Below are 12,499 nucleotides of genomic sequence, written 5' to 3'. Positions count from 1 at the left end.
TGCCCGGCGCAACCGGGCTGATGCCGGTACAGGAGATTGTCATGGCAAAGGCAAAGAAGATCGGGGTGGTGGGAGCCACCTTCCTCGTCGCGGGCAACATGATGGGCTCAGGCGTATTCCTGTTGCCCTCCAGCCTGGCCAAGATCGGTACCGCCTCGATCTGGGGCTGGCTGATCACCACGGCGGGTGCGCTGCTGTTGGCGTTCGTGTTCGCCAAACTGGGCAAGCTGGCCCCGAAGGCCGGCGGCCCCTATGCCTATGCGCGCGACTGGTTCGGCCCCTACATGGGCTTCCAGACCAATACCATCTACTGGTTCGCCAACTGGATCGGCAATGTCGCCATCCCGATCGCGGCGGTGGGTTACTTCAGCTACTTCTTCCCGATCCTGTCCGAGCCGCTGGTGCGCTGCATCGCGGTCCTGGTGCTGGTATGGGCGCTGAGTTTCGCCAATGTGATCGGTCCGGCCTTCGTCAGTCGCGTGCAGACCGTCACCACCAGCTTCGCGCTGGTGCCGATCCTGGGCATCGCCATCTTCGGCTGGTTCTTCTTCGATGCCGACATCTTCAAAGGGGCCTACAACGTCTCCGGTGAATCCAACTTCGGTGCGATCTCCAGTGCAGCCGCACTGACGCTGTGGGCGTTCATTGGCGTAGAGTCAGCGTCGGTGACCGCCGGCGTGGTCGAGAACCCGGAGAAGAATGTCGCGCGCGCTACGCTGGCCGGCGTGTTCCTTGCGGCCATCGCCTACATCGCCAGTTCGTCGGTGATCATGGGCATGGTCCCCAACGGTGAACTGCAGACTTCGGACGCGCCGTTCGCCTTGGCGGCGGCCAAGGCCGTGGGGGGGTGGGGCGGTGCGCTGGTCAGCCTGTGCGCGTTCATCGGTGCGGCCGGCTCGCTCGGTGGCTGGATCCTGCTGACCGCACAGAGCGCGAAGGCCGCATCGGATGATGGCCTGTTCCCGAGCATCTTCAGCAAAACCAACAAGGATGACGTGCCGGTCAAGGGCGTGCTGATCGTGGCGGTGCTGATGACGCTGGCCGTGCTGGTCACTTCCACCTCGGAAACGGCATCCGCGCAGTTCGATGTGATCACCTCGGCCGCGGTGGTGCTGACCCTGCTGCCCTACATCTATTCCTGCGTGGCCTGCTACTTCGTGGTCGAACGCTCGCACACCCTGGTGCATACCGGCGCGTTCTGGACCTTGACCAGCCTCACCGTCGTGTACTGCCTGTGGGCGATCTATGGCTCGTCGGGAACGATCGTGCAGTACGCCTTCCTGTTCGTCCTGTTCATCACCGTGTTCTATCCCTTTTTCAGCGAGGAGCGCCGCCAGCAGCGGCAGCGTGCCCGCGAGGCGGCGGCGATTTCTGCCGGCGCGCAGCATTCCTGATTCGGACAAGGAGAAACAACGTGTATTTCAAGTCATTGGACTATCCGGTCATAGTCATCGACGGTGATTACGACTCACCACGCATCGGCGGCATCCTGATCCGCGCTCTGGTGGAAGAGCTGCGCAGCAACGACCAGCGCGTGCTGTGCGGGTTGAACCTGGATGATGCCCGTGCAGGAGCACGCACCTATGTCGCGGCGTCAGCCGTGCTGATATCGATCGATGGCAGCGAGGAAGTCGATGGCGAGTTCCAGCGCCTGACCGCGTTCCTGCGCGAGCAGAGTGCGCGCCGCGCGAACCTGCCGGTCTTCCTGTACGGCGAACGCCGCACCATCGAGAAGGTACCGAGCAAGCTGCTCAAGTACATCCACGGCTTCATCTTCCTGTTCGAGGATACCAAGAACTTCATCTCCCGGCAGGTGATGCGGGCCGCTGAAGACTACATGCAGCACCTGCTGCCGCCGTTCTTCAAGGCACTGATCCATCATGCCGCCGAGTCGAACTACTCCTGGCATACGCCCGGCCACGCCGGTGGCGTGGCCTTCACCAAATCACCGGTTGGCCGTGCATTCCACCAGTTCTATGGCGAGAACACGCTGCGCAGTGATCTGTCGATCTCGGTGCCGGAGCTGGGGTCGCTGCTGGACCACACCGGGCCGATCAAGGAGGCCGAGAACGAAGCGGCCCGCAACTTCGGCGCCGACCATACGTTCTTCGTGACCAATGGCACCTCCACGGCCAACAAGATCGTCTGGCACGGCACGGTGGCGCGCGGCGATGTGGTGTTCGTCGACCGCAACTGCCACAAGTCGCTCCTGCATGCGCTGATCATGACGGGCGCGGTACCCGTGTACTTCACGCCCAGCCGCAACGCGCACGGCATCATCGGCCCGATCAGCCTGGACCAGTTCACTCCGGAATCGCTGCAGCAGCGCATCGCCGCGAACCCGCTGGCGAGCAAGGCATACACGGCGGGCTCCAAGCCGCGTATCGCCGTGGTCACCAACTCCACCTACGATGGCCTGTGCTACAACGCCGAGAAGATCGCCGACGAGATCGGCAGTGCGGTGGACTTTCTGCACTTCGATGAAGCCTGGTATGCCTACGCCGCATTCCATCCCTTCTACGAGAACCACTACGGCATGGCCAAGGGCAAGCCGCGCGAGCAGGATGCGATCATCTTCACCACGCACTCCACCCATAAGCTGCTCGCCGCGTTCTCGCAGGCCTCGATGATCCATGTGCGCAACTCGGCACAGCGCAATCTGGATGCCGAGCGTTTCAACGAATCGTTCATGATGCACACCTCCACCAGCCCGCACTACGGTGTGATCGCTGCCTGTGATGTCGCGTCGAAGATGATGGAAGGCGAAGCCGGTCGCTCGCTGGTGCAGGAGATGCACGACGAAGCGATCGCATTCCGGCGCGCCATGCTGCATGTGCGCGACGACCTCGGCCGTGATGATTGGTGGTTCAGCGTGTGGCAGCCGACCAAGGTCGAGCGCAGCCTTGACAAGGGCGACACGCCGGCGCCGATGGTGGCCAAGCGGGAGGAGTGGTACCTGCAGCCGGATGGGCACTGGCATGGTTTCGAGAATCTGGTGGACGACTATGTACTGATCGATCCCATCAAGGTGACCCTGCTGACCCCCGGCCTGTCGATGGATGGCGGAATGGGCCGGCTGGGCATTCCAGCGGCGGTGCTGAGCAAGTTCCTGTGGGGTCGTGGCATCACTGTGGAGAAGACCAACCTCTACTCGGTGCTGTTCCTGTTCTCGATGGGGATCACCAAGGGCAAGTGGAGCACGCTGGTCACCGAGCTGATGGCGTTCAAGGAGCTGTATGACCGCAACGCCCCCCTGAGCCAGGCGCTGCCGACGCTGGCGGCGGACTATCCCGTTGCCTACGCCGGCTGGGGACTGCGCGACCTCTGCGATGCGCTGCACGCCTTCAACCAGGAGTTCGCAGTGGCCCGGGTGATGCGCGAGATGTATGTGGACCTGCCGACGCCGGTGATGACCCCGGCCGATGCCTACAACCATCTGGTGAAGGGGGAAATCGAACGGGTGGACATCGAACAGCTCAGTGGCCGCATCGCGGCGACCATGCTGGTGCCGTACCCGCCCGGCATTCCCACCATCATGCCGGGCGAGCGCTTCGGTGCCAGCGATGAGCCCATCATCGAGTCGCTGCGCATCGCGCGCGAGCAGAATGCGCGCTTCCCGGGCTTCGAGTCGGACGTGCACGGACTGATCATCGAGCACGACGGCGAGGCCGTTTCGTACAAGGTGGAAGTGCTGAAGGCCTGAGCCACTCCGTGGTCCTCCGCACGCATCGCGGTGCGGAGGACTGCCAAGGAGGGGGCCCGGTGCACCGTCGCGTTGATCCCGTTGCTGCATCTGGCAGTGGTTGGCATGCTGTTCGAGATCGAAGCGGAAGCGCGGACTGCCTAGCGCAGGTAGTACTCCACGGGCACCACCAGTTCCTGCGGTGCCTTCATTTCGTCGGGAATGCGTGGCAGCGGCTGTGCGCGGCGGAAGGTCTGCAGCGCCGCGTCATCGAGCAGGGACTGGCCGCTGGACTGCTCCAGGCGCAGCGCCAGAAGGCGTCCGTCGCGGTCGATGCTGGCGCGGACCCAGCTGGTGCCCTGCTGGCGCCGCGATCTAGCGCTGGAGGGGTAGTAGCGGTATCGCTCCAGTCGTGCCATCAGCCGCGCTTCCCACTGGTCGCTGGCAGCGCCGGCCTGGACGTCCGCGGGTGGGGCGTCCGGAGCAGGCGGCGCGGCCGAGATCGATGCCGGTGCGGGACGGGCATCGGCCGCGGCCGCAGGTGGGGCGACCTGCGTGGGTTGCCGGCCGGCGCCGGCGATCTCGCTGGCGGCCAGTTCGCCTTCACGCGCGTGGGTCGGCGCGGGTGGCGGCGGCGATTTCCGTGGCTGCGCGGCGCGCGCGTGTTGCGCCTGGCTGGGCTGTTCGGCCTGGCGTTCCTCCACAGGCTGTGGCGGTGCAGCCGGCGCAAGCAGGCGCAGGCTGATGCGCACATCCTGCTCTGGCGGCGGCAGCGTAGGCGGGGCTGCCACCCAGTGCACGAGCAGCAGCAGCGGCAGCAGGTGGATCCCGACGGTGATCGCCATTGCCTGCCAGTGTTGCCTGCGTTCACTCATCTGCGATCACCCACATCAGGTCGGCGTCGCTGGCGTCGATGGCTTCTTCCGCCGATGCCAGAGCGACCACCAGCGCAGGTGTGGATGCGGGCAGATAGCCTGGTACGCCGGTGCCACGCAGCACATGCCAGCGGCCGGCAACCAGCAGCGCGGGTGTCCGCGCGGTTGTCAGTACCTGCGCCATACGCGAATCGCGGGCCTGCTGAACGGCCAGCATGCCTTCCAGCAGCGGTGCGGCGTCGGCGTGCTGGGCCAGCACTACGTTCGACAGGCGGTGGCGTGCGCCAGGCACCGGGAAGCGCGCCGGCGCCGACGAAGCGAGCAGCGCGTCGACCTCCGCACGCGAGAGATTGCCACCGTGCAGGGCGATGCCTGCAGCGGCGGCATCCTGCACCAGTCCGCCATAGGCCGACCACGGCCAACGAGGGTCCCAGTCCAGCAGTTCCTGCAGGTGTTGCCCGTCGGCACGGTTGCCCTTGTCCAGCCAGCGCTGCACGCGCTGCAGGCGGGGCTGGCGTTCACTGCCGATCATCTCCAGGACCAGCGCACCCTGTGGTCGCTGCTGGTGCAGGGCCTGCAACAGCCAGCGTTCGGCGGCATGGTCGGTGGCGACGTCATGGCGTTCCCCCAGCAACAGGTGCCGGGCGGCGGCGACGCGCTGCACGAACGCCGCTTCCTGCAACGGCCGGCCGCTGGCCAGGTCGATCACCGTGCCGGGCATCGACTGGGCCTGCCCGGTCGCCAGCACGGCAAGCAGGCACAGCGGCAACCAGCGTCGGCTAGAACGCCACGTTGACGCCCATCGAGACGGTGCGGCCGCGGCCGTTGCCGCGGTCCAGGATCGGGCTGAAGATGCTGTCGATCGAGGCATTGTTGTCATAGGCTTTGTTTTGCAGGTTTTCGATGTTCAGCCATACGGTGGTGCTGGCCTGTGGCTTGAAGCTGGCGTAGAAGTCCAGCAGCACACCCGTGCCGCGGGTCTTGCGGGTCTGGAAGAAGTCGTAGCCTTCCTCAGTGGGGCCGGAGTATTCGGCGCGCACGCCGGCCTGCACGCGCTGCTGCCACCAGCGACCGCCGACGTCCAGCGTCCAGTAGCGGTCGGGAAGCGCGGTGATGTCTTCCAGGTTGACGAACTCGATGGTGGGCGCGCTGGTGTGTGATCGTGTCCAGCTCAGCGTCGCGTGATAGTGCTCGCTGGCGTAGTGGGCCTCCAGCTCGATGCCACGCATGCGCACCACGCCCGGGTCGTTCATCCAGCGGGTGGTGACGCTGAAGTCGTCCACATCCAGCGCATCGGTCCAGGCCGAAAGCTGCGGGTCGCTGTCGATCGGTACCACGACGGGCTCGATTTCCGGTGGATGCACGATCAGCAGGTACTGCGGCTTGATGTAGTCGCGGATGCGGTTGTCGAAGCGGGTTACCCGCAACTGGGCCAGGTCGCCGTCGCGCAGCAGCGAGTCGGTGCTGAGATTGGCGCCGAACTGCAGGTTGCGCGAGCGTTCGCGGCGCAGGAATGGATTGGCGCCTACGCCATCGGCATCGCTCATGCCTTCCAGCGGAATCTTCTCGAAGAACATCTCCTGCACGCGTGGGGGCCGCGACGTCCGCGAGGCCTCGGCGTACAGCTGCAGCCAGTCGGTCGCCTGCAACGAAACCGAGAGGCTGGGACTGAGTGCATGTTGGCGGCGGTGGATGTCGATGCCCCCGCCGTTGATCCGGGTGCACTGTCCCGGCACATCCGAACAGGTCGGGATGTGCCCGCGGATGCCGTAGCGATCCTGGCGCAGTCCGGTGGTCAGCGCGTAGATGCCGTACTGCAGTTCGAGCGTACTGAACACGCTGTCCAGCTGGCTGCGCCCCTGCGGGTTGGCGCCGCGCAGGGTGGGCGTATCAGCAACGAAGATGTCCGACTGGTGCTTGAGGCCGGTGTTCCAGCGTGCCTGCAGCGAGCCGATCTCGAAGCGGCTGGTGTTGTCGATGTTCCAGCTGCTCAGGCTGCTGTGGGTACGCCGGCCGATGTAGCTGGACACTTCCACTGGCGGATAGAACAGCCGCGTCTTGTTGGCGGCGAAGCTGGCGCGCAGGTCGATCCAGGGTGTGTAGGGCGTGTAGTGATAGCTGGCGCGCTGGTTGCGTGCCGAAATCTGCCACGGGTAGTTGTGATAGAAGTCGTTCTCGTAGCGCATGTGGCTCAGGTCCAGCCGGTGCAGCTCACTGGGTTGCAGGCGGGCCTTGAGCAGCCAGCTTCTGGGGTGCTGGCTGCCCGGGTCGGCGCTGTTCTTCTGCCCGTTGGCGGTCGCGTACTCGCTGCTGCGGCTGCTGCTGGCCGCCGCAAGCAGGCCGAACTGACGGTCACCGCCTTCCTCGCTGTGGCGCCAGGCGCCGGCGAAGGTGCGGCCACTGCCATAGCCGTTGTCGCCGTGCCGGTAGCCGGCGCGCAGGCCCCAGTCGCGGCTCTCACCCAGCAGGTCATCGATATCCAGCGTGCGGAAGTTGGCGGTACCGGCCAGGGTGCCAGCGCCATCGCCGCCAGCGACGGCACCGCGCTGCACATCCACCCCGGCCAGCAGGAATGGATCGACATAGGCGAACGGGCCGCCGGAGCCGTGCCCGGCGTTGTTGCGGAAGGTCTGGGTGACACCGTCGATCATCGTGTTGACGCGGCCGGCGCCGGTCATGCCACGGATGTTGACCTGGAGACCGGGCTGGCTGCGCGAGTGGAAGCTGTGCGTGCCGGGCATCGAGCGCAGCAGGCTGTTGCCCTCCTGGCGTTCGGCCATCGCCACGCGTTCGCTGCCAACGGCTGGCGCGAAGCCATCGCGGGTGGCGGGGAGGTACTGGCTGGCGCCGGTGCCGGGCGCATGGCCCTGTGCAGGAGTGCCCTGCACGCGCAACGGACCGGTGCGGCGGCTGCCATCGCTGGACTCGGCAGGCGCCGGCTCGAGGGTGGCACGCCGTGCGTCGATGAAGCGGGGCCGCAGGCCGGTGCCGACCAACAATTGTGACAGCGCCTGCCTGTCGTCGAAGTTGCCGCGCAGCGCGGGCGCCATCTGGCGCTGGGGCAGCGCGCCACCGATCACCAGATCGATGCCGGTGAGCCGGCTGTAGGCATCCAGTGCGCCGGCCAGCGGCTGTGCAGGCAGGTCGTAGTGGCGGGTTGCGGTCTGTGCCTGGGCGTGGCCGGACAGGAACGGAACCGGGCTGGCGCAGGCCAGCGACAAGGCCAGGACAAGGGGGCGGTGGGACAGCATCGAGGTCTCCAGGGAGTGACGCAGAGCGTCGTCAGCCTGGGAAGACGCACGGGCAGGGACGATGTCAGGGTGCATGGCCGGTGCCGTGCGTTGATGACAGCCACAGCTGCAGTCCGGGACCGATGCGCAGCACGCGGACCTGCAACTGCCGGGCGAGCTGGTCGCGGGTGCCGGTGGCGCCGGCGGCATTGCCCAGCACGGTGACCCGCTGCTGGCGCAGGCGCGCGCCCATGATCCAGGTGTGCCCGCCATCCCAGCGGTCCAGCCCCCGGGCGACATCCTCCAATGGTGCCGATACCCAGTGCAGGCGCCGCTCGCGCCAGGCGAGCACGCCTGCCGGTGCGGCCGACGGGGTGCCGGGTGTCTGGCCATCGAAGCGCAGTTGTTCGCCCTGGCTTGCCTCTCCGCTGCCGCTGCCGCTGTCCACCCGCACCTGGTGTTCGGTGACGGTCACCACGCTGCTGCCGTTCTGCACGGCGACATCGAATGCGGTGCCCAGCGCGGTGACCCTGCCATGCGGCGTGCGCACCTGGAACGGCCGGTCGGCATCGGCGGCAACCTGGAACCAGGCCTGTCCCTTCTTGAGCTGCAGCTGCCGGCGCTGCCCGTCGATGCGGACGCGCACCTCGCTGCCCGGAGACAGCACGACGCGCGAACCGTCCTGCAAGGGTGTCTCGCGGATCTCGCCGACGGTGGTGCGCAGCACCAGTTCTGGCGGCGGTGCGTCCTGGCGGAGCGACAGGCCCAGCACGCACAGCAGCAGGGCGCCGATGCCCGCCTCGCGCAGGGCGCGCCGGCGGTGACGCTGCTGCTGGCGTTGCAGGCTGGGCAGGCCGGCACCGGCCTGCCACAGCTGCTGCAGGTGCAGGTACTGTGCTGCATGGCGCGGGTCTGCCTGATACCAGTGGGCGAACGCGCGCTCGTCGCGCGTACCGTCATGGCCGTCGAGCCACCAGCGTGCGGCTTCGCGTGCGATCGTGTCCTGGCTCATGGGCCGGGCACCTGTTGCAGCGCGACCAGCGCGCGCAGCAGGTGTCCATGCACGGTCTGCCGGCTGATGCCGAGCTGGCGACCGATATCGGCCAGGGCCATCTGTTCGACCCGGGCCAGCAGGAACACCTGCCGCGAGCGCGGCGGCAGGGCGGCGATGATCGCGTCCAGGTGACGCAGTTGTTCGAGATCGAGCAGGCGTTGTTCCGGCAGGGGCGCCGGATCGGCGAGGGTGGTCAGAGAGGCTTCGTCCAGCGGGTCTTCCCGGCGGCGCTGGCGTTGCCGGTAATGGTCGGCGATCAGGTTGTGGGCGACGCGGTACAGGTAGGCGCGGCCATTGCTGAGCAGGCCACTGGCGGCGACCTTGACGACACGCAGCCAGGTCTCCTGGACGACGTCATCGGCATCGCTGCGTTGCGGGAGTTTGCGGCGGACGTGGGCGTGCAGCGGCCGGTAATGGGCGGCGCACAGATGCGCGACATCCGTCGGTTCGACAGGCGTGGACACGGGGCGGGCTACAACTGGGAAAGGGAACAGCCCGCGGCGGCAAGGGCAGCGCCTGCACCTTACAGTAAAAGAGAATCATTTGCATCCATGGTGCCGGCGCATCGAAGGCGAGCGGGCCGGCAGCGCTCTCTGCGTCAGAGGTCGCGGTACTGGATCTGTGCAGCGAGTACGCGCAGGCCTTCGGCATTGCTGGACAGGATGCGTTCTTCGCCAATGCCCTTCTGGCGTTGCAGCTGGAATCCCGCTGCGTTGGGCAGGTGCGCGGCGATGGCCTCCAGGCGTTGCAGCGCATCGGCCCCTTGGCAGTCGAAATGACCCCAGTAGGCGCCGTGACGGTGGACCAGCAGGCGGTAGTTCATCGTGCGTTCTCCGGTAGTTCCTGCAGCCAGTGGTTGAACATCGCAGTCGCGGCTGCGGCCAGCGGGGCGCCATAGCGGCGTGCCTGCGCGCGAAGATCGTTCGGGTCGATGCCCGCCTGGGCCAGCTCGAGCGCGTGGCCGATCAGCCAGCGTTCGAACTGCCGCGCGTCCAGTTCCGGGTGGCACTGCAGGGCCAGTGCATGCTTGCCGATGGAAAAGGCCTGGTGGCGGCAGGCGGGTGTGCTGGCAAGACGGTGCGCACCGTTCGGGAGTTCGAAGGCTTCGCCATGCCAATGCAGCACAGGAATGCCCTGCAATGCCAGCAGGGGAGAACGCTGGCCCTCGTCGGTCAGCAGCAGTGGCGCGAATCCGATTTCCTTGCCTCCGCTGGGCGCCACCTCCGCCCCCAGCGCACGTGCCATCAGCTGCGCACCCAGGCAGATGCCGAGGGTCGGCCGCTGCAGGTGCAGGCGCCGTTGCAGCAGCGCGATGCTGTCAGCCAGGAAGGGGTAGAGCAGGCCATCGTTGACGCTGACCGGGCCTCCCAGTACGACCAGCAGATCAGCCGCTTCGGCCGCGTCAAGCGCATCGATGCCGGCCTGCAGCACGTGCAGCTGCCAGCCCTGGGCCAACAGCAGCGGCTGCAGCGTGCCGAGGTCTTCGAAGGCGATGTGTTGCAGGACGACTGCGTGCTTCATGCGGCCCCTCCACGGGTGGGCCAGTAGGCGCTGTCCGGTGTCGCGCGTGCTCCGAAGATGGCCTGGCCGACGCGGACCACGGTGGCGCCCTCCTCGATGGCGACCTCGAAGTCGCCGGACATGCCCATCGACAGCTCCGACAGGTCGATGCCGGTCGGCGCGCTGCGCTGCAGCTGGTCGCGCAGCGTGCGCAGGCGGACGAAGCAGGCGCGTACGCGTTCCACCTCCGGAGTGAAGATGGCCAGGGTCATCAATCCGCGTACGCGCAGGCGGTCGAACATGGGCAGCTGCTGCACGAAAGCGTCGACGGCGCCGGGCTCCAGGCCGTACTTGCTGGGTTCGGCGGAGGTGTTGACCTGCACGAACACGTCCAGAGTGCGGTCCTCAAGCAGCAGGCGCTGCTGCAGCGCTTCGGCCACGCGCAGGCTGTCCAGCGCCTGGAATTCACTGGCGAAGCGCGCCACATGGCGGGCCTTGTTGGTCTGCAGGTGGCCGATCACCGACCAGCGCACGCCAAGGTCGGCCATCGACTCGGCCTTGCGCTGTGCCTCCTGCACCTTGTTCTCACCCAGCTCATGGCAGCCGGCAGCCACGGCCATGCGGATGCGCGCCTCATCCACGGTCTTGCTGACCGGCAGCAGGCGCACGCTCTGCGGGTCGCGGCCCGCGCGGGCACAGGCACGCGCGATGCGCTGGCGCACCGTGAGCAGGTTGGTGGCGATCTGTTCGACGGACCGGGCGACGGGCCAGTCGGCGGCGGCAAGGGGCATGCGTGCACCTCCAATGCAGGGTGGCCAGGGTGGGATACACTGGCACAGGACAAGATTTATTTTGGCATAGGACAAAATGAAAATCACCGGGCACAGTGCCGAATCGATCTTCGAAAGCATCCGCGAGGGCATCGGCGACGGGCGGCTGACCGCCGGCAGCGTGCTGCCGCCGGTACGCGAGCTGGCCGAGCGGCTGGGCGTCAACCGCAACACGGTGGCGGCCGCGTACAAGCGGCTGGACGCGGCGGGCCTGGCCAGTACGGGGGGGCGGCGCGGTACCACGGTGCGTGGCGTGCCGGCCCCCGTCGCGCGCGAAGGCAGTCCGCCGGGGCTGGCGCTGCACGATCTGGCAGGTGGCAATCCGGACCCACGGCTGTTGCCGAGCCTGCGCCTGGCACCGGCGCCACCTCGGCTGTATGGCGTGGGTACGGTCGACCCGCGCATGCAGCGGCTGGCACGTGCGTCGCTGGATGCCGATTGTCCGCAGGGCTATGCCCTGGAGCTGAGCCACGGTGCCGTCGATGGCATCGAACGCCTGCTGGCTGCCTGGCTACTGCCCGGCGACCGCATCGCTGTAGAGGATCCCTGCTTCCTTGGCAGCCTCAACGTGCTCAATGCCGCTGGCCACACGCCGCTGTCCGTGGCGGTGGACACGCATGGGATGCAGGTGGCGTCGCTGCGGCGGGCGCTGGAGGCTGGCGCACGCGCGGTATTGCTGACGCCGCGCGCACACAATCCTACCGGCGCCAGCCTGGATGCGAAGCGGGCGCGGGCACTGCGCCAGCTGCTGGCCGGCTACCCGCAGGTGGCAGTGCTGATCGACGATCATTACGCGTTGCTCTCGCAGCAGGCCTACCACTCGGTGCTGCCCGTCGATGGCCGGCGCTGGGCACTGCTGCGCTCGCTGTCCAAGCCGTTGGGCCCGGATCTGCGCCTGGCGTGGCTGGCCTGCGATGAGGAAACCGCAGTACGGCTGCGCCTGCGGCTGGCAGCGGGAACCGGCTGGGTCAGCCACCTGCTGCAGGACGCGGCGGTCTCGGTGCTGGAATCAGCCCCGCAGCGGGCGAAGATCGCTTCGGCCGGCGTGCGTTACCAGCAGCGGTTGCAGTCGCTGCAGATGCTGCTGCAGGCGCGGGGCGTGCAGCAGGCCGTGCCGATGGAGGGGTTGAACCTGTGGTTGCCGCTGCCGGATGACAGCCGCCCGCAGGTACTGGCGCTGGCCGCCCGCGGCTGGCATGTGCGTGCCGGCGAAGTGTTCGCGGTTTCCGCCCCCGGCCATGGCCTGCGCATCACCTGTGCGGCGCTGGGAACACCGCAGCAGCGACAGCTGGCCGATGACCTGGCGGCGGTGCTGGGATGATGAACCC

The 12,499-nt window shown here is 67.3% G+C and carries 11 protein-coding genes; 3 read left to right on the top strand and 8 right to left on the bottom strand.

The window, feature by feature from the left end:
- Window positions 1-41 precede the first annotated feature (41 nt).
- Window positions 42-1,394, top strand: coding sequence for an arginine/agmatine antiporter (adiC, locus tag ACZLIF_RS12645; protein ID WP_128990799.1), 1,353 nt, complete (start codon window positions 42-44; stop codon window positions 1,392-1,394).
- A gap of 20 nt (window positions 1,395-1,414) precedes the next feature.
- Window positions 1,415-3,703 carry an Orn/Lys/Arg family decarboxylase gene (locus tag ACZLIF_RS12640; RefSeq protein WP_128990801.1) on the top strand — a complete coding sequence of 763 codons (2,289 nt, stop codon included), beginning with the start codon at window positions 1,415-1,417 and terminating at the stop codon, window positions 3,701-3,703.
- Window positions 3,704-3,843: 140 nt separating this feature from the next.
- Here the strand turns inward: ACZLIF_RS12640 and ACZLIF_RS12635 are convergent, their stop codons facing one another.
- The 8 genes from ACZLIF_RS12635 to ACZLIF_RS12600 all read right to left on the bottom strand — a co-directional run bounded on the left by ACZLIF_RS12635 (window position 3,844) and on the right by ACZLIF_RS12600 (window position 11,132).
- Complete coding sequence (locus tag ACZLIF_RS12635) at window positions 3,844-4,557, bottom strand: energy transducer TonB family protein (RefSeq protein WP_128990802.1); 714 nt, start codon at window positions 4,555-4,557, stop codon at window positions 3,844-3,846.
- Entirely contained in the window at window positions 4,550-5,326 is a 777-nt protein-coding gene (locus ACZLIF_RS12630) for a ChaN family lipoprotein (protein WP_241686025.1), read from the bottom strand. The genes ACZLIF_RS12635 and ACZLIF_RS12630 overlap by 8 nt, the downstream gene beginning before the upstream one ends.
- Before the next feature lie 10 nt (window positions 5,327-5,336).
- Entirely contained in the window at window positions 5,337-7,808 is a 2,472-nt protein-coding gene (locus ACZLIF_RS12625; protein WP_128990807.1) for a TonB-dependent receptor, read from the bottom strand.
- A 64-nt stretch (window positions 7,809-7,872) separates the two neighbouring features.
- Window positions 7,873-8,799, bottom strand: a complete 927-nt coding sequence (locus ACZLIF_RS12620; protein WP_128990809.1) for a FecR family protein — start codon at window positions 8,797-8,799, stop codon at window positions 7,873-7,875.
- A complete protein-coding gene (locus ACZLIF_RS12615; RefSeq protein WP_065175303.1) occupies window positions 8,796-9,305 on the bottom strand; it encodes an RNA polymerase sigma factor in 510 nt (169 codons plus the stop codon). The genes ACZLIF_RS12620 and ACZLIF_RS12615 overlap by 4 nt, the downstream gene beginning before the upstream one ends.
- 134 nt (window positions 9,306-9,439) lie before the next feature.
- On the bottom strand, window positions 9,440-9,664 hold the full coding sequence (locus tag ACZLIF_RS12610; RefSeq protein WP_065175302.1) for a hypothetical protein: 225 nt from the start codon (window positions 9,662-9,664) through the stop codon (window positions 9,440-9,442).
- Entirely contained in the window at window positions 9,661-10,362 is a 702-nt protein-coding gene (locus ACZLIF_RS12605; RefSeq protein WP_128990811.1) for a glutamine amidotransferase, read from the bottom strand. The genes ACZLIF_RS12610 and ACZLIF_RS12605 overlap by 4 nt, the downstream gene beginning before the upstream one ends.
- Window positions 10,359-11,132 (bottom strand): YggS family pyridoxal phosphate-dependent enzyme, encoded by a 774-nt coding sequence (locus tag ACZLIF_RS12600; RefSeq protein ID WP_128990813.1) that lies wholly within the window; start codon window positions 11,130-11,132, stop codon window positions 10,359-10,361. Before ACZLIF_RS12600 ends, ACZLIF_RS12605 begins: the two co-directional genes overlap by 4 nt.
- 76 nt (window positions 11,133-11,208) lie before the next feature.
- Here ACZLIF_RS12600 and ptsJ point away from each other — a divergent pair, with 76 nt between their 5' ends.
- A complete protein-coding gene (gene ptsJ / locus ACZLIF_RS12595; protein WP_128990815.1) occupies window positions 11,209-12,492 on the top strand; it encodes a MocR-like B6 salvage transcription factor PtsJ in 1,284 nt (427 codons plus the stop codon).
- The last annotated feature ends 7 nt before the right edge of the window (window positions 12,493-12,499 follow it).

Source organism: Stenotrophomonas sp. 2201_Sma (assembly GCF_056486685.1).
Note: the sequence above shows the minus strand (reverse complement) of the source record. Positions and strands in the feature narration are given on the sequence as shown.